Annotated in this window: 19 protein-coding genes; 13 read left to right on the forward strand and 6 right to left on the reverse strand. The window is 46.1% G+C overall.

Annotated elements, in window-relative coordinates; translation table 11 throughout:
- Nucleotides 1-290: 290 nt before the first annotated feature.
- From ON006_RS12745 to ON006_RS12775, 7 genes are read left to right on the forward strand one after another with little or no spacing between them, the layout of a single operon-like run.
- Complete coding sequence (locus tag ON006_RS12745; RefSeq protein WP_244820173.1) at nt 291-806, forward strand: RNA polymerase sigma factor; 516 nt, start codon at nt 291-293, stop codon at nt 804-806.
- Nucleotide 807: 1 nt separating this feature from the next.
- Nucleotides 808-1383: a hypothetical protein gene (locus ON006_RS12750; RefSeq protein ID WP_244820174.1), complete on the forward strand. Its 576-nt coding sequence runs from the start codon at nt 808-810 to the stop codon at nt 1381-1383.
- A 9-nt stretch (nt 1384-1392) separates the two neighbouring features.
- A complete protein-coding gene (locus tag ON006_RS12755) occupies nt 1393-2295 on the forward strand; it encodes a hypothetical protein (RefSeq protein WP_244820175.1) in 903 nt (300 codons plus the stop codon).
- A 21-nt stretch (nt 2296-2316) separates the two neighbouring features.
- Nucleotides 2317-3552, forward strand: a complete 1236-nt coding sequence (locus tag ON006_RS12760; protein WP_244820176.1) for a hypothetical protein — start codon at nt 2317-2319, stop codon at nt 3550-3552.
- A gap of 4 nt (nt 3553-3556) precedes the next feature.
- Nucleotides 3557-4819 (forward strand): hypothetical protein, encoded by a 1263-nt coding sequence (locus ON006_RS12765; RefSeq protein WP_244820177.1) that lies wholly within the window; start codon nt 3557-3559, stop codon nt 4817-4819.
- Nucleotides 4820-4823: 4 nt separating this feature from the next.
- Complete coding sequence (locus ON006_RS12770) at nt 4824-6113, forward strand: hypothetical protein (RefSeq protein WP_244820178.1); 1290 nt, start codon at nt 4824-4826, stop codon at nt 6111-6113.
- A gap of 3 nt (nt 6114-6116) precedes the next feature.
- A complete protein-coding gene (locus ON006_RS12775) occupies nt 6117-7370 on the forward strand; it encodes a hypothetical protein (RefSeq protein WP_244820179.1) in 1254 nt (417 codons plus the stop codon).
- A 46-nt stretch (nt 7371-7416) separates the two neighbouring features.
- Here ON006_RS12775 and ON006_RS12780 read toward each other — a convergent pair whose 3' ends face one another.
- Nucleotides 7417-8415 carry a TolB family protein gene (locus tag ON006_RS12780; RefSeq protein ID WP_244820180.1) on the reverse strand — a complete coding sequence of 333 codons (999 nt, stop codon included), beginning with the start codon at nt 8413-8415 and terminating at the stop codon, nt 7417-7419.
- A gap of 158 nt (nt 8416-8573) precedes the next feature.
- On the opposite strand from ON006_RS12780, the gene ON006_RS12785 reads away from it, so the two are divergent.
- The 6 genes from ON006_RS12785 to ON006_RS12810 all read left to right on the forward strand — a co-directional run bounded on the left by ON006_RS12785 (nt 8574) and on the right by ON006_RS12810 (nt 14072).
- Nucleotides 8574-9419 carry a chromate resistance protein ChrB domain-containing protein gene (locus ON006_RS12785; protein ID WP_244820181.1) on the forward strand — a complete coding sequence of 282 codons (846 nt, stop codon included), beginning with the start codon at nt 8574-8576 and terminating at the stop codon, nt 9417-9419.
- Nucleotides 9420-9516: 97 nt separating this feature from the next.
- A complete protein-coding gene (locus tag ON006_RS12790) occupies nt 9517-10497 on the forward strand; it encodes a DUF1259 domain-containing protein (RefSeq protein ID WP_310590192.1) in 981 nt (326 codons plus the stop codon).
- A 93-nt stretch (nt 10498-10590) separates the two neighbouring features.
- The gene (locus ON006_RS12795; RefSeq protein ID WP_244820182.1) at nt 10591-11007 is read left to right on the forward strand and encodes a chromate transporter; all 417 of its coding nucleotides are present in this window, start codon (nt 10591-10593) and stop codon (nt 11005-11007) included.
- Between the two features lie 35 nt (nt 11008-11042).
- On the forward strand, nt 11043-11774 hold the full coding sequence (locus ON006_RS12800; RefSeq protein ID WP_244820183.1) for a DUF2490 domain-containing protein: 732 nt from the start codon (nt 11043-11045) through the stop codon (nt 11772-11774).
- 72 nt (nt 11775-11846) lie between these two features.
- Nucleotides 11847-13430, forward strand: coding sequence for a Na+/H+ antiporter (locus ON006_RS12805; protein WP_244820184.1), 1584 nt, complete (start codon nt 11847-11849; stop codon nt 13428-13430).
- A 198-nt stretch (nt 13431-13628) separates the two neighbouring features.
- Complete coding sequence (locus ON006_RS12810) at nt 13629-14072, forward strand: YHS domain-containing (seleno)protein (protein WP_244820185.1); 444 nt, start codon at nt 13629-13631, stop codon at nt 14070-14072.
- A gap of 40 nt (nt 14073-14112) precedes the next feature.
- On the opposite strand, the gene ON006_RS12815 is transcribed toward ON006_RS12810, so the two are convergent.
- The 5 genes from ON006_RS12815 to ON006_RS12835 all read right to left on the reverse strand — a co-directional run bounded on the left by ON006_RS12815 (nt 14113) and on the right by ON006_RS12835 (nt 23898).
- A complete protein-coding gene (locus ON006_RS12815) occupies nt 14113-17340 on the reverse strand; it encodes an error-prone DNA polymerase (RefSeq protein ID WP_244820186.1) in 3228 nt (1075 codons plus the stop codon).
- Nucleotides 17341-17360: 20 nt separating this feature from the next.
- Nucleotides 17361-18860 carry a Y-family DNA polymerase gene (locus ON006_RS12820; RefSeq protein WP_244820187.1) on the reverse strand — a complete coding sequence of 500 codons (1500 nt, stop codon included), beginning with the start codon at nt 18858-18860 and terminating at the stop codon, nt 17361-17363.
- Nucleotides 18861-18862: 2 nt separating this feature from the next.
- Entirely contained in the window at nt 18863-19606 is a 744-nt protein-coding gene (locus ON006_RS12825) for an ImuA family protein (RefSeq protein ID WP_244820188.1), read from the reverse strand.
- Nucleotides 19607-19721: 115 nt separating this feature from the next.
- Complete coding sequence (locus ON006_RS12830) at nt 19722-21671, reverse strand: sigma 54-interacting response regulator (protein ID WP_244820189.1); 1950 nt, start codon at nt 21669-21671, stop codon at nt 19722-19724.
- Nucleotides 21646-23898: a tetratricopeptide repeat-containing sensor histidine kinase gene (locus tag ON006_RS12835; protein ID WP_244820190.1), complete on the reverse strand. Its 2253-nt coding sequence runs from the start codon at nt 23896-23898 to the stop codon at nt 21646-21648. The genes ON006_RS12830 and ON006_RS12835 overlap by 26 nt, the downstream gene beginning before the upstream one ends.
- Nucleotides 23899-23985: the final 87 nt, after the last annotated feature.

Consider the following 23985-nt stretch of genomic DNA (forward strand, 5'->3'; position numbering starts at 1 on the left):
ATTTAGGTACCGATTGATCCTCATTCACTTCCGGGGCTCAATCATGGAACAAATTTACAAAATGAAAATATTGGCAGAAATGACAAATTTTATACTATTTCTGCCAAAGTGAAATAGTTGACTTTATACTAAAAATATAGCTTCTGATGGGATACTTTGGACGGACCTGTATTCCATTTTGAGAACCTGTTGGGTAAATTCCGTTTCTTAGCATCAAATTTTATTTTCATTGCATACAACCATTTGCTTCCGGGTGGGCCTCTTTAACCCGAAGACACTAAAAATCATCTATGACATCTGAGACGGAGCTGATATCGGGTTGCCTTTTGAACGACCGGGTCGCGCAACGGCAACTTTACGACCGGTACAAAAAAGCGATGTATACGCTCGCCTACCGCATTACCGGTGACTTCGATGATGCCAATGATGTTTTACAGGATGCTTTTTTAGAGATATTCCGTCACCTCGATCAGTTCCGCGGAGAGGCAACACTCGGTGCCTGGATCAAGCAGATCGTGGTGCGCAAATCGACCAAAAAGAAAAAAGTGGTGATGTGGCAGAATGTGGAGGATTACATGGATGAAAGCATTGACTGGGGAAATAATGATATCAATGTGGCCCATCTCGAAACTGCGGTCCTATCGCTTCCCGACGGGTTCAGGACGATTTTCGTGCTGGCAGAAGTGGAGGGTTATACCCACCGGGAAATCGCGGTAATGCTCAATATTTCAGAAGGTACCTCTAAATCTCAGCTGTTTCACGCCAAAAGGAAACTTCGCAGCATGCTTTCCTCAAATGGATACTGATATGGAAAAGAACCATGATAATCTAAAAAAGGCGATCAGCAAATTGCCAGGTTACGAGCCAGACGACCGCGTTTGGGCGACTTTAAATGAAAAACTGAACGAGCTCCCGCTGAGCAATGCATTAAATACATTGCCCGAATATGAACCGGACGATAAGCTTTGGGACCTGATCGCCGCGAATGCTGCTGTCAAAAAACCCACATTACTTTGGTGGCATTATGCAGCTGCGATGGTGGCTGTCGGGTTATCGCTCGGCATGCTGTTCTATGGGAAAGGCCAGCAGCAGCAGGTTTCCTACTCCATTGAAAAAGTAGATTCCCGCCTGCAAAACGACGAAATAAAAGTAACCGACGCTCAGTATAAAAGGTTAAAAGCATATTGTGAAACCGAAACACTAGTTTGTAACAGTAAAGATTACAAGCAGTTGCAAGACGAATACGAGAAATTGAATGAAGCGTCGGTACAATTACAGCAGGCGATTGGCGAGTATAATACCGAAGCCGAGCTTATCCGGCAGTTTGCAATATTAGAAGAACAAAAGGCTGATATTTTGAATGAAATGGCCAAAATGATTTAAATAAAAGACATGAAACCGCTCAAAATTTTTTACAGATACATCTTGTCGACACTGCCGGCGCTTGCATTGATTGCGACGATCGGGCAGGTACGGGCACAGGGAGTTTTACAGGTTGCCACCAAAACGATCGAAAAAACCATCGGCAGCCCGGCTGTACGCACACTTTTTATTACAGCTGAAAAGGCAGATATCGAAATGACGACCTGGAACAAAGCCGAGATCACGATCGTCCTGGAACTATCGGCCAGGCATCCCGACAGAAACACGGCAGCGACGGATCTTTCCAAAGTGCAGTATATCGCCGACCGTAACGGAAAGGATTATTTTCTCAGAAATTACATTGTCCTGAAAGATGGCGAAAATAAGCCTGTATCCAATGTAAAGGCCCGTTATGTGATCCATTTGCCTCCCTCCTGCTCCGTCGATCTTAAAAATTCGTTCGGTACCATTACGCTCAAAGGCCTGACGAACAGTATTCAGCTCAAAGCCGACTTTTGTACCACCAATCTGGTGGACCTGAGGGGAAAAGGACAGGTGAATACCTCTTTCGGAGAGTTAAAAGGCACCGATCTGTCGGGCGTTTTCACTTTCACCAGCGACCACACCAGGCTGCATTTGAACCAGGTGGCAGGCGTGATCAGGCTGGACGCGGACTATGGCAATGTGGACATTTATCCAACCATTGGTTTAACTAGTCTGGCTATCAAATCAAAAAAGGCCGAAATAACACTGCTTACAAAGAATTGGCAGATTTTTGACTACACCATTCAAAGCGCATATGCGACGATGAAGTTGCCCAACGGCTTTAAATGGACACGCAATACAGCCGATTTCAAAGACGCATTCTTCAACCGGAACCAGCTGGCCAATGTCGATATCAACGCGGAATTTGGCAATGTGACCATCAGGTAGTCGCCTGTTAACCTTCTATTTATGAAAAAAATTCTTCTGGCGCTTTTCCTTCAAAGCATCATACAAGCAGCCTGCGCACAGGATAGCATTAAAGTGGCCTTCTCGCAGGAGGCGGACACGCTTGTCAAGCAACGGTTTATCGATCGGTACGAGAATGTGTTTATGACCAAAGTGCCGACTCGGCAGATGTTGAAGATCGGCTACTCAGGGTATCAGGGGGCGGGTTTCAGGTTGGGTTACGAGTTCAAAATTTTGCCAACTGTATCCCTCGAAGCAGCTGTCTACACCATCACGGATCAGGACAATTTCAATCTCATCTACTACCGTAACTACGTTGACCTCTGGGCTTCCTTGAACGCCCGCTGGTATTACAATATGGGCAAGCGGGTTGATCAATCGCTGAGCGCGAGTAATTTCAGCGGTACTTATTTTGGTTTATCCTACGAGCAGTCCATTCACGCTTTCAGAGCGCCTGGACCATATCGTAATGAAAAGGGGCGGTTCGGATTGTCCTACGGGTTTCAAAGCAGGTTTTTTAACCGGGGCTATTTAGACCTTTCTATCGGACTTTTTAGCAAAGGGTATTGGAGGAATATGTACTGGCCAGAGGCTTATGATTACAATGGTTTTTTCAGTCCCAAAGACTTTGTGCTCACGACGCAGTCTTCGTTCGGGATAGCGCTGGGTGACTGGAAAAAGTCACGACAAGTACCCGCCTGTGATGTTCTTTTGTGCGATGAACAGATCAGTGACCAGTGGAAGTTACAGATTCCTGATATCACAGCCGGTTTGCGGCTTCAGACAGGAAACACGGGCATTTCCTATGAACGGAGAATAGGTCGCAGTCCTTTCTCGGTAGAGGCAAATGTCAACGCCTGGCTGGCCCGCCGTTCGACACCTTATCATTCCAACGCAACATATCAGGTTAGCAGCGGCTTGCAGTTACGTTACTACTATTTGCAAAAAATGCAACTTCGGAGAGGGACTGGAGGTGGCAATTTCTCCGGACCTTATGCTGGTATCGGGGCCAGCACGCTCCTTTACGGCTATAAACAAAAGAGAGGTGTAAATGAAAGCTCTCAGGATCACGTATGGTATAAAACCACTGCCTTTTCGATGGGTTACCAGCAAAGACTCTTCAAGTCTATGTATATCGACGCCTCGCTTTTCTACTCCCGCTTAATGGGCGACTATTCACGATACTATATCCAGCACCAAAAGTTATCGGCCAAAGTAGCCTTCGGCTTTACATTCTGAGGACATGAAGAAACGATACGCACTGCATTCTTTGGGCAAGGGATTTATCATGAAAGTGGCCATCGCGGTATCGGCACTTCTGTGTGCTGTCGCTTCCAATGCACAGGATAGTGTTTCGATATCGTACTCCCAGGAGCCGGACACGCTTGTCAAGCAACGGTTTATCGATCGGTACGAGAATGTGTTTATGACCAAAGTGCCGACGCGGCAAATGCTCAAAATCGGCTACTCGGGTTATACAGGCGCGGGTTTTCGTTTGGGTTATGAGTTTAAAATTGTGCCACATCTTTCTGTCGAAGCAGCTATTTATACCAAACTGGACCAGTATGATTTTAACACTGTGGCTTTCGGGTCGGACCGGAGGTTTTGGGCATCGGTGAAGACCCGCTGGTACTATAACATGGGAAAGAGAGTCGATAAAGCATTGAGTGCCAATAATTTTAGCGGAAACTATATTGGACTATCGTATGAGCAGTCGATTCAGGAACACGGTGGGCTTGCTTTGAACGCCAAGGAAACGGGGAGATTTGGTCTGTTCTACGGTTTTCAGAGCCGGTTCTTTAACCACGGATATGTTGATCTGTCTGTCGGACTTTTTAACAAGGGTTTTTGGAAAAACAAGTTCTTTTTTGAGGCTGACAACAGCGGATTTTTCAGCCCAAAGGATTTTGTGCTGACAACACAATCCGCATTCGGGATTGCATTGGGTGACTGGAAAAAATCGAAGCGCGCGCCTGCGTGCGAGGTGTTATTATGCGACGAGCAGATCAACGGCCAGTGGAAGGTGCAGCTTCCCGATATTACAGTTGGTTTGAGGCTTCAAGCAGGAAACACAAGCATTGCCTATGAGCGAAGGATTGGCAAGAGTCCCTTTTCGGTTGAGGCCAATGTAAGCGCCTGGCTGGCCCGCCGTGTAAGGTCTCAATTGTCTCATGCCACGTATTATTTTACCGGCGGGCTTCAACTGAGATACTATTATCTGCAAAAAATGCAGATTCGGAAAGGGACCGGCGGCAATAATTTCTCGGGACTTTACGCCGCCATCGGTGCAAACGCACTGCTATCAGGTTACAACGTAGGTGGAGAAACAGGTAGCGCCTGGTACCAAACGGCCACCTTTTCAATGGGTTACCAGCAAAGGCTTTTCAAGCGCCTTTATATCGACGGTTCGCTTTACTACACCGATCTGTTTGGAAAATATAGAGGAGGCGCCTACATCCCATTCAACAAACTGTACTTCAAAATTGGCTTTGGCTTTACCTTTTAAGGAAATGAACATACCATCCACTATGAATGGCTTTTTCGGAAGCCATTTTATTAAATCGCTGGCAGCAGTCCTGTTGACTATCGGAACTACCATGGCACAGGACAGCATCAAAGTCTCATACTCACAGGAAGCGGACACGCTCGTCAAGCAGCGCTTTATTGATAGGTATGAGAATGTGTTTATGACAAAGGTGCCGACTCGTCAGATGTTTAAAGTTTCAGCCGTCGGATCGGAGGTGCAGGGTACAGGTTTCAATTTTGCTTATGAATACAAAGTACTGCCGTCGCTCTCCCTGGAAGCCTCCATATATACGCAGCTCAGCAGATTTAACGGGGGCCTGGCTAACGAGCTACTCCATTTCGATTCTCGTGCTGTGAATGTCTGGGCAAATGCAAAAGCACGCTGGTACTATAATATGAACAAGCGTATTAATAAAGGACTAAATGCGAACAATTTCAGCGGCGTATATATCGGCGCTTCGTATGAGCAGTCGGTGTATATGCAGAACTTTTCCGCAAATAAAAATGGGACCAGATTCGGCTTGTTATATGGATTTCAGAACCGTATTTTTAATCATGGTTTTACTGATTTTTCAATTGGTCTTTATCAAAGAGACTTGGGGCAATTCTACGATTTTGAAGGTGCTTCCGCTCCGTGGGCAGTAAAAAACTTTGTCTTAGGAACCCAGTTTAACATTGGCCTTGCCGTAGGCGATTGGAAGAAAGCCAAAACAACTCCACTTTGCGACGTCTTGTTTTGCGATGAGTTAATCCGTGGGCATTGGAAGGTACAGGCTCCGAATATCGTTTTGGGATTTACGAATCAGATTGTTCGCTCGGAAGTGGCTTATGAAAGGGCAATCGGTAACACGCCGTTATCTGCGCAGGCTGACGTTGGGGTTAATCTGTTTCATCAGTCGTTCTCGGGCGGAACACACTTTACTTACTTCTCAGCTGGCGCAAACCTGGCTTTACGATATTACTTTCTTCAACGGTACCAGGCCAGACATGGAAAAGGCGGAGGCAATTTCTCCGGGCCTTATGCCAGTCTTATAGCCAGTTATATTAGAGGTAGTTATAATTCATCAAGTATCTTTCAGCCTGACGGAGGAATGGATGAGGTGGTGAATAATCTTAATGCGACAGCCGCGCTAGGATACCAGCAGCGATTATTCAAGAGACTATACATTGATCTGTCGTTATTTTACCTGAAACCGGTCAAATCTCCAAGCTTTGTCATAGGTGGTTCACGACCATACTTTTCGTCAAAAATGACTATTGGATTTACATTCTAGCTTATGAAAAACGCTCTGCTAACATTGCTTTTTATTTTGTCCGGAATTGCTTCCTACGCCCAGGACAGCATCAAAGTTTCCTATTCCCAAGAACCGGATACGCTCGTCAGGCAGCGGTTTATTGATAGGTATGAGAATGTGTTTATGACCAAAGTGCCGACGCGGCATATGTTTAAGGTTGGTTACCAGGGTTCCGAAGTACAGGGAATGGGAATCAACTTCGGGTATGAATACAAGCTTCTTCCTTCTCTGTCTTTTGAAGCGGCTTTATTCGCTCAGTTCAGCGAGTACAATGAAGCACTAGCCGACCATTTGTTGCATTTTAACTGGAAACAAGTGAATATCTGGGTAAATGCGAAGGCGCGCTGGTACTATAATATGAACCGCAGGATAAAAAAAGGCCTCAATGCAAATAACTTCAGTGGCCCATATATTGGTTTTACCTACGACCAATCAGTCTTTCTGCGCTATCAATACACTAACACAAATACAGGCCGGATTGGATTATTGTATGGATTGCAGAGTCGTTTTTTCAATAACGGCTTTGTCGATTTTTCGGTCGCACTGTTCAATAAAGAGGCCGGAGCGAATAGTTATGTTGAAGGAAGCCCAGCATTTTGGAAACCAAAAAATTATGTTCTGGGAACCAATTTGAACATTGGGCTTGCAATTGGAGATTGGAAAAAGACGAAGACCGCACCTTTCTGTGACATCATCTTTTGTGACGAACTAGTAAAAGGTCAATGGAAAGTTCAAATGCCCAATATCAGCATTGGTCTAAAAAACCAGATCGTCCGCACCGAAGTTGCCTATGAGCGAAAGCTCGGTAAAATTCCGCTCTCCATGCAGGGAGACATCGGATTTTCGCTCTATAACAATAACTGGTTCCGCTCATCGCCAACTCGATCCACATCTGTTGAGGGAAATTTGCAGCTCCGCTACTATTTTCTGCGAAATTTTAAGGAGAGACGCGGAAAAAGCACAAGTGATCTATCCGGTCCTTATGCCGGATTGCTGGGAGGTTATAATTTTAATTTTATTAAATCTCGTTATAAATATCAACCCGAGTTTAACCAAAATATTGAGACTAGAATCTGGAACACCGCGCTGCTTTTAGGTTATCAGCAACGCCTGTTCAAAAGAATATTTTTTGACGCAAGTCTCGTTTATAGAAAAAGCTTTCTTGTCGACGACACTTATCTCGGTCGGCAGAAACCGTTCTTGACTTCAAAAATGACAATGGGATTTACATTCTAGTTTTTGAAAGCTCCCTTTTTTACAATCGAAGCAATGGTCATGCGCTTCACCACTTTTTCGTCAGCCCGGTCATATAAAGATCATATCCGCCTTTGCCGCCAGGCCTGTCTGAGGAAAAGATCATGAGGCGATAGTTGAAATTATTTGTCTTAGGTAAAATGGGCCTGTACTCGTTACTCGCGGTATTAACTCTGCTACCGGCATTGATCGGTACACCCCACTTTTCATTTTCATAAGTCGCATAATAAATATCCTGGCCTCCTATCCCTCCCGGCCGGTCAGACACAAAGACCATCGTTCCATCGTGAAAATAGGGACACTTATCGTCGTAAGGACTTGATAGCTCTTCCACTTTACGAATTTTGTAAGATTTCGGATGAAGGAGGTTTTCGGGTGTGACCTGCTCATTTTCAGCTCTTGGTATGCTTAGCTCGTAAATATCGAAATTGCCATCGCGGTTTGAACTGAAAAAAATCTTGTCGCCCTGGTAGGAAAAGCTCGGATAACCATCATCCGCAGCCGAATTCAAAATATCAAAATTATAAGGTCCCTCAATCCCTTTATTATTATTCCAATAGTACTTAATCTGCATGTTGCCTTCGGAGTCATCGGCGTAGAAGAGGAAAAAATTTCTTTCACTGATATTACCCTGGATATCGTCGCCCAGCAACAATGTTTTGGGGCCGAATACATTGAAATTACCATTTGCCCTGTTGATCATGCCTTCCAGCGCGCCACGATCCGAAAAGCGATCATATTGCACACCATTGGGCTTATATATTTCCAAATTCAATCGTTTATTATAAGTGAATTGTGCCTGAAAATTGACGAGATTAAAAACGCTTTTCCTATCTCTTTTAGAAGAAAATGTCAGAAACGTATGCCCGGATTTATTATAGGGCAGATTGGAATTGTAATCGTCAAACTCGGAATTAAACTCATCCAGACGAACCACTTCATCCAGAAAGTCACCATCCTTTCTTTTGCCCAATTCTATCGGCCAGCAACTTTGAAGCAATAATGCAATGGCTAAAAACTTCTTCATATTGGATTCCGTTTTTTTCTTTATAAGGTACAAAAACCAGCCATTTAGTTGTAACCCCGCAAAAACTTACTTTTCAGGTTCCGGGATTTTATGATTAGCTTCATCTATCCGTGTAGCTTTGATGAAATTATGCGGATCAGAAGCTAAGAGAAGATTAAATGAACTGGATCACACGCGAACGCCCGAAAATTGACCGCCTCGCTTGCCCCTGGCTGATCAAAAGATTCATTGATCCGGAGGCGCAGATTTTCTACGTGCCATTTGACCAGGTCAAAAAAAAGGCGCTGGAACTTGATGCCACACCGTTCGATATCCCGGACACCGAGTTTACCCACTATGAAGATCGCTGCACATTTGATTTTTTTCTGGAAAGGTATGAGCTCGAAGACCCTGCATTAAAGGATATGGCCGTGATCATTCGGGGCGCGGATACCGACGACCACTCCGTTGCCAGCCAGTCGTCCGGCCTCTGGGCGATCTCGGCCGGGCTTGCTTATAATATTACCGATGACCAGGCGCTGTTAGAAAAAGGAATGCTCATTTACGATGCGCTATACAGTTGGGCTAAACACTTGCAGCACCAAAAGCACACCCAAAACCCAACAGAAAAGCTACTTCTGGCCGTCTTCAATACCTATCTTGACAAAAAGAACACCGAGAAACTTAAAACTCCCAAGTGGGCGCAAGAACTTAAAGAAATCATTCAAGACCAGATAGATACTAATCTAAGTTTAAGTTTGAAGGAAATTTCGGAAGGTTTACAGATCCATCCATCATATGTTTCGCGGGAATTTTCCAAATATTTCAGTAACCTGTCGTTCGGGGAATATATCCGCAAGCTCCGCATTGAAAAAGCCATAGACCTGCTCACAAATCCTGAGCACACATTGTCCGAGATCGCCTACCTGACCGGATTTTCCGATCAGAGCCACTTTAACAGGATCTTCAAAGCGCATACCGGCCAAAATCCGTCGGATTACCGAAAAAATTTGCCCCAAAAGTAATTATCGTACAAATCCGTCATTTTCATTCTATCATTTGGCAATCGCCTGGGCTAGTATTGCATTTTTTACGAGCAACCACCAAATCATACATATCAGAATGGATACATTTTTTTCACGCAGAAGCTGGCTTCGCTTAGGCGGATTAATAGGTTCTGCCCAAATGTTAGGGTTGACACCGTCGCTGGCAACTAACGCCCCGGCAAAGACACCAGCACTCACTACCGAGGAAATTGCTGCAATTGAAGCGGCTATGGGTAAAAAAGGAACCTATAACGAAGGCCAGGCCGTACATACAACCCCGCTTCCAAGAAACGACCTTAAAGTAACCGTCAAAGGAGAACCTGTGCCTATCCCGTTTGGCTTTGGTGGATGGGCCTCAATTAAAAAAACACTCGATGGGAAATCGGCTGTCCTAATGAGTGATACTGTACTCTTGGAAGATGAGGTGAACCCGCTTATCTCGGCGGCACACGCCAACGGGCTTGAAATCGGCGCAATCCACAATCATTTCTTCTATGAGCAGCCACGCATTTTCTACATGCACCTGCATGGCATGGGCACCCCACAGGAGCTGGCCAAAAAGTTTGCCTCCACGATCAAAGATGCGAAGATTTCCCCCGCCAACCAGCCAGCGCCTGCCGCCCCGTCAGTAGCCACGGGAAAGGAACTATTTGACATACCCGTCCTGGATCAGATTGTGAAATATACGGGCGTTGTCAATGGACCAACCTATAAATACACTGTTGGAAGGGATGACCTGACGGTAATAGCGATGGGTGCAGAAATGACTGCTGCCATTGGGTTGAACTCATGGGCGAGTTTCGCAGGCAGTAAAGACAACGCGCATATCGCCGGTGATATAGCAATGATGGAAGATGAAGTCAACACGGTGATTAAAGTGCTCCGCGCCAATAACCTGGAAGTAGTTGCATTGCACAACCATATGTTCGGAGAAAATCCAAGGATCATCTTTCTACACTATTACGGTCGTGGCGCGGCCGCCAGGCTGGCAGCCGGTTTCAGGGCCGCGTTGGATGTGCTTGGAAAAGTACCTAAAAGCCCTCATTCAACTCACTGATAGGTAAACTCGCCCAGGTATTTCGCCCCGGACCTTCTCACTACGTCGCCAGCCATCATGTGATGCAAAATGTCTTCAAAAAGGAAAATATGAATGGAAACTCCAACACAAATCCAAACACCAACATACAGCCTGGCTAGTCTAACCAAGTACTTCCTGAAACTCGGCACCCTGGGTTTTGGCGGCCCGGTGGCACTCATTGGCTATATGCACCGCGACCTCGTCGAAGATAAAGCGTGGATCAGCGAGGAAGAGTACCGCGAAGGCCTCGCGCTGGCACAGCTCGCGCCGGGGCCACTGGCGGCTCAGCTTGGCATTTATTTGGGCTATGTGCATTATGGTGTCCCGGGAGCTACGCTTACTGGATTGGCATTTGTACTTCCATCTTTTGTAATGGTAGTGTTGCTGGGGATAGCTTGCCGCTACCACCATTCTCGCTTTGATTTACATCAAAAAATTGCAGGAACCTTACATTATCCTTTGCGCGGCGATCATCGGCTTTCTCCTTAAAACTTACCTTTGAAATAATCTATCATTAACCAGGCATGAAAAAATCTCTTCTTCTACTTTTTATACTTTTCTCCATTTCATCATTCGGACAAAAACAGGTCAACAAACAAAGCGGCGTATGGTTTGGCTATTTTAATCAAACCAGAATTACTGGCAAATGGGGAGTATGGCTTGATCTGCACGCCCGACGCACCGATTTTCTGGACAGATGGGCCACGCAGATCATCAGACCGGGGATTACATACTATGCCAATGACCATTTAAGGTTCACGGCCGGGTACGCATACGCACGTAGCTACCCGGCAGCAGGCCTCCATACAGTCCGCCCGGAAAACAGGCTTTGGCAACAGGTACTCTGGACAAGTCGGCAGAAACGGCTGCAAACCCAGCAGTGGATACGCATTGAAGAGCGCTTTAATCGAAAAATAGCCAATGATCAATTGCAGGATGGCCACAATTTCAATTTCCGTTTTCGCTATTTGTTAAACCTGATGGTTCCTTTGAACCGCGACTTCATTGAGCCCAACACGATATTCTTTGCTTTTAACGACGAAATACATATTAATGCAGGCAAACAGATCACCTATAACATCTTCGATCAGAACCGGTTATTTGTCGGTTTGGGTTATCAGTTTACAAAAGGATTGAATTTACAGGTCGGCTATATGAACCAGTTTCAACAACTTCCTTCCGGCAATCATTTCAATAGTAACAATGTCCTGCGGGTATTTGTGTTTCATAACCTTGACCTTCGCACAAAAAAATAATGAGATTTATGTCTATATTACCCTTGTGAGAACTCTGCTTAGTTATTCAATAATGGTAAGGCGACACGAATTATGCATACCCAGTTACCTTTCCTGCTAGCAATGATCGTTGCCATCGTGTTGCTGAACATGCTGGCCAACAAACTGAAAATTGCTTATCCTATTTTATTGGTGGTGGCCGGGCTGCTGGTTGGTTTTCTTCCCGGGCTGCCCATGGTACGGATCGACCCCGACCTTATCTTTTTCATTTTCCTGCCACCACTTCTCTTCGAAGCCTCGTGGACGATTTCGTTCAAGGAAATGAAAAAGTGGTGGCGCATCATTGGTAGTTTCGCCTTTCTGGTCGTGTTTTTCACCGCGTCGTCGGTAGCGGTAGTAGCGCACCATTTCATACCGGGATTTACGATTGCTCTTGGTTTTTTGTTGGGAGGGATCGTGTCGCCACCTGATGCTGTAAGTACCGGGGCTATTACCAAATTTGTAAAAATCCCCAAAGGCACTTCCGCTATTCTGGAAGGAGAAAGCCTGCTCAATGATGCCTCTTCCCTGATCATTTTCCGTTTCGCATTGGTTGCGGTCGGTACCGGGCAGTTTTTCTGGCAGCAAGCAGCAATTAGCTTTTTATGGATGGTATTGGGTGGTGTGGCCATTGGTTTGTTGCTGGCCTGGATTTTTGTTCAGGCACACAAACGCCTACCTCTCGATGCGCAGTCAAACATTGCATTGACGCTTATTGAGCCTTATTTTATGTATTGGCTTGCTGAGCAGTTTCATTGTTCGGGCGTCCTGGCAGTAGTAAGTGGCGGGCTGTACTTGTCGGCCAAGCGGCTCGTTTTTCTGAATAGTACCAGCCGCATTCAGAGTTTCAGTGTGTGGGAGAGCTTCGTGTTTATTTTAAATGGCATCGTGTTTCTTATCATCGGTTTGGAGCTTCCCGAAATCGTCGAAGGTATGCGCGAAAAGGGCATTCCGTTACGTACCGCGATCGGCTCCGGCGTATTGATAACGGGGGTTTTAATTGCCGCCCGGGTCATCAGTTCGTATGCGGCGCTGCTTGCAACCTTTATCTTTCGTCCCGGTGTAATGCCCCGTGCCCGATCAAAAAAAAGGCGCTGGCTTATGCCAATGCTGCTCGGCTGGACAGGCATGCGCGGTGTGGTATCGCTGGCGGCGGCCCTGGCCATCCCCATTACCCTGGACAATGGCGCGGCTTTCCCGCAAAGGAACCTAATCCTTTTTATCACTTTCATTGTCATTCTGCTTACCCTCGTGGTACAGGGACTTACGCTTCCTTCGATCATATCGCGGTCGGGATTGTTTGAAGGATTGATGGAAGAAGAACCGGAAGAATTGACCAGAAGAAAAATGAAACAAGGCTTGAAACAGCATGTCTACCAGTTTCTGAAAAATAAATATGAAACCGAGCTGAATGGTCATGCCGGTATGGAAAAGCTCCTGAAACTATGGGAAGAACGGGCAAAAGCGGCCGATGATACCTGGATGAATGAAAAGACAAAGGTGATTTTCGTAGAATTACTGGAAACCCAGCGGCAATATTTGACCGAACTCAACAAAGACCCAAAGATTGACGAAGACATTATCCGTCAGCAGTTGTATCAGATCGATTTGGAAGAAGAAAGGTTAAGGATCATTTGACAAAAGATCCATATTTCATCAAGCCGCTCACGAAACAGCACAAAGGATTACGAAATATCGTAAATCTATTTTCTGGCATGAACCATTTATCCTCTAAATTCTGCCAATACAAAGCTTCTAGGCACTTTATTCTTGGTACCTATCCTTGGCACATGGTTTGAGATAGTGAATCAATCGCTAATCTTACAACTGATTCTAATGAAAAATTCAATTTTGTTATCATTAATCTTCTTTTTCACATTCACCACAGCATTCGCCCAGAAGTCAGAAATATTCGAAAAAGATGGCATGGCGATCAAAGGGTACGATGTCGTCGCATTTTTTACAGAAGCCAAAGCCAAGAAGGGCAGCGAAAACTTCACGTACCGTTGGAAGGATACCAACTGGCTATTTGAGAGCCAGGACAACCTGGATATGTTCAAAAAAGATCCTGAAAAATACGCGCCCCAATACGGTGGCTACTGCGCCTACGGAACCGCCGACGGCCACAAAGCACCCAGCGAAACCGATACCTGGACAGTAAAAGACAATAAGCTCTATTTCAACTACAACAAAAAAGTACAGCAATTATGGAGCAAGGACATACCAGGCTACATTGAGAAAGCTGATAAAAATTGGATAGAAATTAAAGACAAACCGTGATCCCAAATGCAATTAGAAAAATTACACAAAGTGGTCATAGTTACCTGAAATTCCTACCGGCAGGAAATATCTCCATTTGGACCGGCTTTTTCACTGGTGCTTTTCTATTGACCATTTGGGAATCATATTCATCTTTTTCATCGGCCCTGGACAAGGTCATTACATCAGGATCTTGTTCCTGGGCTACATTGAGCCCGCGCAACAAGTGTGACATATCGTAAAGCCGATGCGCAATTACATGTATCACTTCGCCCTCAATCTGTAATTTCCCTTCCACCATTAGTAGTCTCGATCGCAGCACTTCTTTCCTGTACTTTGTATACGTATTTTTAAAAGCTACCAGGTTGGCAATCCCTGTTTCATCCTCCACAGTGATAAAGCAGATACCTTTGGCGGTACCGGGCCTTTGTCTCACGAGTACCAGCCCTGCCACCCGGACAATGCTTCCATCTTTACGTTTGGATAAATCGCTTGTACAAAGTGTGCCCAGTTCGGTCAAATGTTGCCGGACAAAACTTACCGGATGCGCTTTTAGCGAAAGCGACAATGAAGCATAATCCTGTACCACATGCTCTGAGATTGTCATTTCAGGAAGCTGTACGGGCTGTTCAAAAGCACTTTGCGACTCATGACCGGTAAATAATCCCAAGGGCCGGTCGGCAAGAGCAGTTGCTTCCCACATAGCCTGCCTTCTGTCCAGGCCCATTGAGCGAAAAGCGTCGGCATCCGCCAGCTTCTCAAGAACTCCCTGTGAAACGCCGGCGTCTCGTAAGATATGGATCGCTGTATATCGCTTCGTCCTTGCAGCAACCAGTAAATCAATATCTTCCCGGTTTACACCCTTCACCTGCCGGAAGCCCAAACGTATCACTTTGTAATTTCCCTGTTTCTCTTCCAATTTATTATCCCAATCGGAAAGATTGACATCGACCGGCCTGACGATCACTCCATGCTTACGGGCATCAATGATGATTTGCGCGGGTTGGTAAAAGCCCATTGGCATACTATTCAGCAGTGCGGTTGCAAATACATCGGGGTAATAACATTTGATCCAGCTGGATACATAAACCAGCAGCGCAAAGCTTGCAGCGTGGCTTTCAGGGAAACCGTAGCTACCAAAACCTTCCAGTTGCTTAAATACCCTTTTGGCAAACTCTTCGGTATAATTGTTACCAACCATTCCGTCAATCAGCTTTTTCTGGTATTGGCTCACCTGTCCCTTAGCCTTAAAAGTGGCCATACTGCGTCGTAGCCCATCGGCTTCTGCCGGGGTAAAGCCTGCTGCTACGATAGCAATCTCCATAGCCTGCTCCTGGAACAAGGGAACACCTAATGTCCTTCCTAAAATATCCTCCAGTTCTTTGGAAGGGTATACGATCGGCTCTTCACCATTACGGCGCCGCAAATAAGGGTGCACCATATCCCCCTGGATCGGGCCAGGCCTTACAATAGCCACTTCAATAACCAGGTCGTAAAAACATTGGGGGCGAAGGCGGGGCAGCATGGACATCTGTGCACGGCTTTCGATCTGGAAAACACCGATGGTATCGGCATGGCTGATCATCTCATATACTGCCGGATCATCCTGCGGTATATTTGCCAAAGTAAGATCAAGACCGTAATGTTCTTTTGCAAGGTCAAACGCCTTTCGGATACAGGTCAGCATGCCCAACGCCAGCACATCCACTTTCAAAAAGCCTAATGCTTCGATATCATCTTTATTCCATTCAATGCATGTACGGTTTTCCATGCGGGCGTTCAGGATCGGGCACAGATCAGAAAGGCGGCCACGTGTAATGACAAAACCACCAGTGTGCTGGCCAAGCTGGCGAGGAAAGCCCACATATTGCTCGGTAAGCTGCAATACTTTGATCAGATGCGGATCTTTAGGATTGAACCCATGCTCCGAAATGCGCTTGCCCTCAAACCAATCCTCGGTAAATTCATACATAGATTTGGAAAGCAGGCCGATAGCATCTACCGACAGGCCCATTGCTTTACCCACGTCGCGCACTGCCCCTTTATGGTGCAATTGTGTCACAGTAGCAACGATCGCCGCGCGCTCACGTCCGTATTTATTGAAGATATATTGCATTACCTCTTCTCTTCGCTCGTGTTCAAAATCCACATCAATATCCGGTGGCTCGTCACGGGCATCGGACATAAAGCGGGCAAACAGAAGTTTAAATTTAGAGGGGTTTACGGAGGTGATACCCAGGCAGTAGCACACCACCGAGTTAGCGGCCGAGCCTCTTCCCTGGCATAGTATGTTCTGGCTTCTGGCGAAACTGACGAAGTCATAAACAGTAAGAAAGTAGGAGGCATAATTCTTACGCTCCATAAAAGCCAGTTCTTCTCTGATCAGATTATCTATTTTCTTTGGTATGTCGCCACTGAACTTTTCCTTGGCACCCAACCATGTCAAATGTTCCAGCTCCTGCTGCGGTGTACGGCCTTCACTTGTAATCTCTTCGGGGTAAACATATTCCAGCGTGTCCAGGGAGAACTTACAGGAATCAGCAATTTTCCGGGAACGTGCCAGTGCATCCGGATATTGGCGGAACAGCCTGATCATTTCGGTAATGGGTTTCAAATAGCGTTCCGCATTTTGATGCAACCTGAACCCGGCGGTATAGATCGTACATTTCTCCCTCACGCAGGTTACAATATCCTGTAACTGTCTTCTCTCCGGATGATGATAATAAACATCATTGGTGGCGACTAGTAAGGTACCGGTGCGCTCTGCTATCTCCGATAACCGGTGGAGCCTTTTGGCATCGTTGCCGTGATAGTAGCGGCTCGCCGCCAAATACAAACTGTCCCCCAAATGGTTCCTGTATTCTGTGATTTTCGATTCAAAATCCGGTTCAAATTCAAATTGGGAATTGAGGTCCTCGGGTGGAATGGCAATAAAAATAATTCCTGCGGCGTGTGCGTATACATCGGAGCGGTAAAGCTCGCACTTACCCTTCTCAGTCCGTAAATTCCCTAGCGAGAGTAAAGCCGAAAGTCTGGCATAAGCATCTCTTGACGTCGGGTATGCCAGTAAACTTGGCCCATCCTGAAGATCCAGCCTGCATGCCGGAATAATTCGGATACCTTTGGCTTTGGCCGCCGCATGCGCCCTGACAATACCGGCAAGTGTATTATGGTCGGTGATGGCAATTTCTTTGTAGCCCAGATCAAAAGCCTGGACTACCAGCTCCTCGGGATGTGAAGCGCCGCGCAGAAAGCTAAAATTGCTTGTTACCTGTAATTCGGTGTACATCTTTTCTAACATTTAAGCGTTCATGCGAAAAAACCATGGACAAACCATTCCGGGTTGGATTCTTCATTATAATGTCCTAACCTGAATATCCAAAAGCGAGCACCTGTTTCGTCTTCCAAAATGTAATAGTCGCGGAGAAGCCCCTCAGAAATCCACCATTCCTGCTCGATCCGTTCCGGGCCGTCGGCTTTTCGTACTTTATGGATTTGTCCTTTATAGCGAAAAAGCATTGGAGGATAGTCGGGCATGGGAACAGTCACCTCCACTCGTTCGGGGTTGCGCAGTAAATGTATCGGTCTGGGCCGATTCGTACGCCAGGGAATTGCCGGCTCTTCTCTGAGTGACGAAGCTTCCGCGATGGAGCGTTCTGGCCAGTAGTGTTCGGAGGGCAGGTACCGGTGTATAATATCAGTACCGGCACGACCTGCCAGACGGTCTAGCAATTCCGCAATTGCCGCCCATTTGTTTTGACCTGCTATATTCCAAATTGTTTCCTGCTGCTCAGTCATATCCTCCACAACCGGTGCTTCCAGCAAGAAAAGTTCGATGCCTAACGCCGGTTCGATCGTTGCTATTTTAAGCTCAAAAAGCCGGAACAGGTGATGGGTACTGCAGGAAGGACTACTGGTACCGATCTCAATTTGACGCATTTCTCCGTCGACCCTGTAACATTTAAGAGAGGCTTGCCTGAGTCCCTTCCCTTCTTTGGCAAGACGTGTGCAAAGCTGCTCGAGCAATCTTTTCAAAGCTAATTCAATGCCTGTTGCAGTAAGAATTGGCTCTAAAGAAGGTAGGCGCTCCTGGTAGGGCTGCAGTGGCTGAATGGGTTCAAGGTTTTCATGAACATAACCCAGCGCCTGACCTAAACGATCCAATAAAGACTGACCGAAGCGCCTTCTGAGTACCGAGCGGGGAATATGGATGAAGCCCTTGATCTGGTAAAAACCCAGTTTCTGCATTTTTTCAAGAATGACCGCCTCGATCCGTAAAGCTGCCGGAGGAAATACCTGCATGGCATTGACCTGGTCTCCCGGGCTTATTATAGTATCGGTTAACGCATACCTTGAGGCAGCCCAGGCGGCCCCAATAGTATCTGCCATGGCCGCACGCACATCATATCCAAACCCTCGCAAACGGGTAACAATATCTTTTAGATATGCTACTTCCCCACCCCACAAATGACAGCACCCGCTGGCATCCAGAAGCAGGCCGTCGGGTAAGTCCATAGCCGCAATCGGTGTATAGCGAAGCGCCCATTCGGCAAGATTGTATAATAGTTTTCCGGCAAGTTCAGCGTCATCATCGATAATCTGCAGACCAGGTAAAACCGCTCTGGCGTCTGCGACTACCATCCCCTTGTCGATTCCGCTGGTTTTCGCTGCTATACTTGCTGCTCTCACCACCATCCTCCCCCGCTCCGGAGAGGCCAGAACAAAGGGCACGTCAGCCAGTTCCGGCCGAAGCAGTATCAGCTGGTCGGTGGTCAGATGCCGGAACCATATCGCTACATACCGTTTCATGGCTACACAGCGCGAAGTATTTGCCGCTTCCCTACTCTTTTGATAACAGGCCGGGTAATGGGTGTAAAGCGGCCATTGCTCCATTCCAATTGCCAACTCCCAGGCTCTCCGTTTCGGACCTTGACGATTTGCACATTCCACCGTGCAAATCCTACTCCCGGCAGACCGGTGTCCAATTGGCTGGGAATGGGGCTTATTTGCCAGCGGCAAACCGAAGCAACAGGATTATTCAGGCGTGGGTTGACCCGGTGCAATAAACCGGTTACCTTACTCTGTTCTACAGCCAGTTGCAGTCGCCGCGAACCCGTCAGGCTAATCTCTTTTATTTCACCAATAACGGCAGCCAATGCTTCACATTTAAGCCCTTCCTCAATCATCCATAAGAGATCACGTTCCTTTTTTACGTCAACAAATATGACTCTTTCAGGCGCGGCACCAAAAAAGTGAAGGGCCAACGGAAACACTGATCTTCTCGTACCGATCCACAGACATATACCATCTTCTTTCATCAGACGGCCTGCCAGCGCCGCCATAAAGCCAGATGTTGCCGCAGATTCCTCTGTGGCACTACTTATAAATTCATGAATAGCACCTATTGGGAAAACACCATTAGGGAATGCCGCCTCGACAGGCCCTAAGCCAAAATCGCTGTGCTGACCCAAGGAAGGCGTCCGGAAACCTTGCAGCGATAATATTTCGCTTCGCAGTCTGGCAATCAGCTCACTTTTTCTCATTGCAGTTTCCATATCACAATTTCAATCTTAACATTGATATTTATAGTAACAAAGTTATGATCTCAAAAGTAACATTAACCACTCCAACTACAAAACTTTTTTTACTGTATTCCGCCGTCAACATCCATCAATAACCAAAATCCCTCTTTATCCCCAGTTTCTTCATTTTTGAGCCAAGGGTGGATGGCGGTATGTCCAATATTTCTGCTGCCCCCTGGGACCCGCGGATACGACCATTGCATTTCTTTAGTACGGCAATGATGTGGTCGCGTTCGTTCTCGAAGATTGTTTTGAGACGGGCTTCCTCCGATTTACCGGAAACTTTCGCGACAGAATTCGTGGGTAGTATGATCTGGTCAATCAATGTTCCCTTTGCAAGAAGTACGCTGCGTTCGATCACGTTTTCAAGCTCGCGTATATTTCCCGGCCAATCGTACAAAGCCAATGCCCGCAGGCCTTTTTCGGAGACGCCTGTTATCTTTTTCCCGGTCTTTCTTCCATAGTATTGCAAAAAATGATCCACCAGCAGAGGAATGTCCTCCTTGCGATCGCTGAGGGAGGGCATCTGGATCGGAAACACATTCAGGCGATAATACAAATCCAGGCGAAAGCGCCCTTCCGCCACTTCTTTTTCCAGGTTCCGGTTGGTGGCCGCTATGATCCTGATATCGACCTTGACAGGCGCTTTTCCACCGAGCCGCTCAATTTCTTTTTGCTGTAAAACACGCAGGAGTTTTACCTGGGTTTCCAAGGGCATATCCCCTATTTCGTCCAGAAAAATAGTACCATTATTGGCCTGCTCAAACCTTCCGGTCCTCTTTTCGAAAGCACCGGTGAAGGCTCCTTTCTCATGCCCGAACAATTCCGATTCGATCAGGTTTGTTGGTAATGCGGCGCAATTCACTTTGATCAGTGGTTGTGTTTTCCGCATTGAAAGCGCGTGAATGGTATCCGCAACCCGTTCTTTTCCCGTGCCGCTTTCGCCGGTAATCAGCACGGAGGTATCCACTGGGGCAACCTGCGAAATGAGGTCAAAAACATTGAGCAGTAAATGACTCTGCCCAATGATGCCTTCAAAAGTATTTACTTGATTATTAGTAGAATAAGTCGTCGGAGAAACATTGCGATCTTGCTCAAACGCAGCGGGTTTCTCTGATTTAACCAAATGCTGCAAAGTCTGTGAAAGAAGTGGCATCATACGGTAACATAGCGCCTTGTGCTCTTCATTATACGCATCCGGGCGGCGACTATAAAAAGCCAGAAAAGGCAAACCATGCACTTGATGCACTGTTTGAAGCGGAAAACCGAGATACGAATTCATTCCGAAAGTCGTCGCTATCAACTTTCTCACAGACGGTTCAGCTGCCAGTTTTTTAAAAGCTGCGCCGGTATGAATTTCCACGTCCACAGCGGGGGTCATTTTGCTTTGCAGGGTATTAAATTCTTCCAATTTCAGATTGGATACAACACGCAGCCCTTGTGCATCTATAACCTGATATTCGTTAAATCCAATCCTTAGAAAGTGAAGCACATGTGTCACATGTGGGAGCTCGCCCACATACCCGACCGCCATCATGTCGAAAGGAAAAAGAGGTTGCAAAACCTGTGCAATTTTCAGTAATGTTTGTTCCCTGGCTAGTTTTTCCTGCGTAATGGCGGTGAGCTGTTTTTGAAAAATCGCTTCCTTCCGCAATTTGGCTTCCAATCCATTTTCATGATGATATTCAGCGATTTGCAATGCTACCAGCAGATCCTTTTCCCTGAAAGGCTTGACCAGAAACCCATTGGGATGCGTAGCTTTGGCCGCATTCAAGATCTCTTCATTGGAATTAGCAGAAAGGTAAATGAAGGGAATATTCGCTTCCCGCAATTGCTCCGCCAGCTCAATGCCAGTCCGTGTTCCGGTGAGAAAAATGTCCAGAAGTACCAATGCCGGCGCTTCTTTCGCAACCTGCTCCTCCGCTTGCTCTACCGACCTGGCGATACCGGAAACCTCGTATCCCGCGCGTTCCAGCATGATGCGAAGGTGGTTGGCTTCAATAAACTGGTCTTCAACGATGAGTATCTTTTTCTTCATTTTGATATAAAAATTCAATCGTAATCGTAACACCGTCCTGGTTTTTGACACTCAATGTGCCCCCGATATCGTCGCAAAGACCTTGAATCAATGTCATCCCAAACGAGCCGGCACGTTTGATGTCAAAATCCGGCCGTAACCCTATCCCGTTATCCGCAATGATAAGCTGAAAGTAGTCGGTTCCAATTGGTTTGAAAGCAATGAAAATAGTGCCTTCTCTGTCTCCTTTAAAAGCATATTTCATAGCATTGGTGATCGCCTCGTTCAGTATCAACCCCAATGGAATGGAATGGCTGATATTCATTTCAATACGTTCAATTTCAAGCTGGAAATGAATCTGCTGATTGGTATCAAAACTATCTTTCAGGTATTGCACCATTTCATAAATGTAGGCGGATATGTCTATCGACGAGAGATTTTCGGTCTGATACAACTTCTGGTGAATCATCGACATGGACTGGATCCGGTGCTGGCTGTCGGCGATGGCTGTTTTTGCCTCCTCCGTTTTCAAGTATTCCGACTGGCTGTCGAGCAGGCCCGCTACCATATGCAGGTTGTTTTTGACCCGATGGTGAATTTCCTTGATCAGCCATTCTTTTTCATTGACCAAATGTTCCAAAGAGATGTTCTTTCGGTTAATCTCGTCCTGTTTGACAGTAATATTCCTGTTACTTTTTTGCATTAGCCGGTAACCTGCAATTAAAAGCGCAATAATGACCAGTAACAGCCCAATGCTCACGTAAGTGATATTTTGAATAAGGCCCGCCTGGCGGAGCATGCCTGACTGCAGCCCGGATTGTTTGGTCAGAAACTGTATGCTGTCATTCTTTTTCTCGACGTCATAAAGTATTTCCAACTGGCTCATCTGCCGGGCTTTGCTTTCCCTGAAAACTGAATCTTTCAGCAAGCTGTATTTCTGGTAGTTTTCTAATGCGCCCGAGTAGTTTCCTCTGATAGAATCCAGTCGGGCACTATAGAGATAGTTCTGATAAAGATATATTCTGAAATTTGCCTTTCTGGCTAGCTCATTGCTCTTTTTCAAATTCATTTCAAGTTTTTTGTAATTCTTGTCCTCAAAATAAAACAGGATCAGACAATTGTACGCGTACCGAAGATTGATATTTGAAAGGGTTGATTTGGACGTAATTTCTTCGACAATGTTACTATATTTCCGTCCCAGCGATAGATTTAATTTTCCATAAATGATCAGATATTGTCCATAGACTAAAACCTTGCTGTTATCTGTTTTCAATGGATATTTCTTGACACTTTCATTTAACATCGATAATGCGTGATCGAAATCTCCAAGACGCTGCATACAAACAGCGAGGTTTACCGCAATGATGTGGACTGACTCTGCATCCTTCAAACGAAGTGCTAAAACAAGCGCCTTGGTTTGATATTCACGCTGCTTATCAAATCTATTGAGCGCATTGTACGCATTTCCTAGCCGGTTGTAGATCGTACACAACTGCATACTGCTTGTGTCACCAAGCATTTTGGCGGTACGTTCTGCCAGCAAACCGTGTTCGATCGCTTGGTCTACAGACCCTATTTCCAAGTAAATACGCCCCAGAAGATCATAAACACCCATGAGGTTCTTGTACCCGGCTGCCTTGAAAAAGGCGAGCGACTGTCTAAGCGCTGAAAGAGCCTTAGCCGTTGATCCTTGGGTTACATACAAGTCACCGAGCTGCATATAAATATGTCCCTGCTTCTCTTTGTTGCCGGCTTTCCCAAAAGCTTCTGATGACTTTTCAACCAGTGCGATCCGCTGGCCTATCTCCTCTGCATTAGTGGAGTAATAGCCCGACATGGTATAATAAGCCTCTCCTAATTGGAAGTATTCATTGTATTTTGTCAAAATCGCGATTGCTTTCAACGCAGCCTTTCTGCCGTTTTCTCTTTCGTTCTTTTGAGGTAATATGCGCGAAAGCAGCAGTTCGCTGATCCCTTCTCCTTTGTGATAGTCCAGCGAAATGCTCAGTTTTTTTGCTTCCAATGTGTAGGACAAAGCCTTTTCAATGTCACTGGGCTGCCTGTTGAGCCGATAATAATATTGATCGCTCAGCTTTAAAAGCAGTTGTACTTTGCCAGTGTCCGGAGTGCTTCTTCTCAGCGCTAACACGAGCGGTTTGGTATCCTTTGCGGTAAAGGGGCCTGGATCCTGGCCGGTGCCGGGCAGGGATATTGATAAAAAACATAGGAGAAGCAGATTTTTGAGCATAGAAGTGAATGGTACTGACTGACGTCGCAGGTAAAAGGATTTTTAGTTCGTATATACCCAACTGTATTTCGTCGGAAACTTCGTTCA

Origin of the sequence: Dyadobacter pollutisoli (assembly GCF_026625565.1) — a bacterium.
Taxonomy (GTDB): Bacteria; Bacteroidota; Bacteroidia; order Cytophagales; family Spirosomataceae; genus Dyadobacter; species Dyadobacter pollutisoli.

What these genes read in the sequence shown, in the direction of transcription:
- ON006_RS12775 (WP_244820179.1), top strand. Translation starts at nt 6,117, where the DNA reads ATGAAAAACGCTCTGCTAACATTGCTTTTTATTTTGTCCGGAATTGCT.
- ON006_RS12820 (WP_244820187.1), bottom strand. Translation starts at nt 18,860, where the DNA reads ATGAAACGGTATGTAGCGATATGGTTCCGGCATCTGACCACCGACCAG.
- ON006_RS12785 (WP_244820181.1), top strand. Translation starts at nt 8,574, where the DNA reads ATGAACTGGATCACACGCGAACGCCCGAAAATTGACCGCCTCGCTTGC.
- ON006_RS12765 (WP_244820177.1), top strand. Translation starts at nt 3,557, where the DNA reads ATGAAGAAACGATACGCACTGCATTCTTTGGGCAAGGGATTTATCATG.
- ON006_RS12795 (WP_244820182.1), top strand. Translation starts at nt 10,591, where the DNA reads ATGGAAACTCCAACACAAATCCAAACACCAACATACAGCCTGGCTAGT.
- ON006_RS12760 (WP_244820176.1), top strand. Translation starts at nt 2,317, where the DNA reads ATGAAAAAAATTCTTCTGGCGCTTTTCCTTCAAAGCATCATACAAGCA.
- ON006_RS12755 (WP_244820175.1), top strand. Translation starts at nt 1,393, where the DNA reads ATGAAACCGCTCAAAATTTTTTACAGATACATCTTGTCGACACTGCCG.
- ON006_RS12815 (WP_244820186.1), bottom strand. Translation starts at nt 17,340, where the DNA reads ATGTACACCGAATTACAGGTAACAAGCAATTTTAGCTTTCTGCGCGGC.
- ON006_RS12835 (WP_244820190.1), bottom strand. Translation starts at nt 23,898, where the DNA reads ATGCTCAAAAATCTGCTTCTCCTATGTTTTTTATCAATATCCCTGCCC.
- ON006_RS12810 (WP_244820185.1), top strand. Translation starts at nt 13,629, where the DNA reads ATGAAAAATTCAATTTTGTTATCATTAATCTTCTTTTTCACATTCACC.
- ON006_RS12790 (WP_310590192.1), top strand. Translation starts at nt 9,517, where the DNA reads ATGGATACATTTTTTTCACGCAGAAGCTGGCTTCGCTTAGGCGGATTA.
- ON006_RS12805 (WP_244820184.1), top strand. Translation starts at nt 11,847, where the DNA reads ATGCATACCCAGTTACCTTTCCTGCTAGCAATGATCGTTGCCATCGTG.
- ON006_RS12825 (WP_244820188.1), bottom strand. Translation starts at nt 19,606, where the DNA reads ATGGAAACTGCAATGAGAAAAAGTGAGCTGATTGCCAGACTGCGAAGC.
- ON006_RS12800 (WP_244820183.1), top strand. Translation starts at nt 11,043, where the DNA reads ATGAAAAAATCTCTTCTTCTACTTTTTATACTTTTCTCCATTTCATCA.
- ON006_RS12780 (WP_244820180.1), bottom strand. Translation starts at nt 8,415, where the DNA reads ATGAAGAAGTTTTTAGCCATTGCATTATTGCTTCAAAGTTGCTGGCCG.
- ON006_RS12830 (WP_244820189.1), bottom strand. Translation starts at nt 21,671, where the DNA reads ATGAAGAAAAAGATACTCATCGTTGAAGACCAGTTTATTGAAGCCAAC.
- ON006_RS12770 (WP_244820178.1), top strand. Translation starts at nt 4,824, where the DNA reads ATGAACATACCATCCACTATGAATGGCTTTTTCGGAAGCCATTTTATT.
- ON006_RS12750 (WP_244820174.1), top strand. Translation starts at nt 808, where the DNA reads ATGGAAAAGAACCATGATAATCTAAAAAAGGCGATCAGCAAATTGCCA.
- ON006_RS12745 (WP_244820173.1), top strand. Translation starts at nt 291, where the DNA reads ATGACATCTGAGACGGAGCTGATATCGGGTTGCCTTTTGAACGACCGG.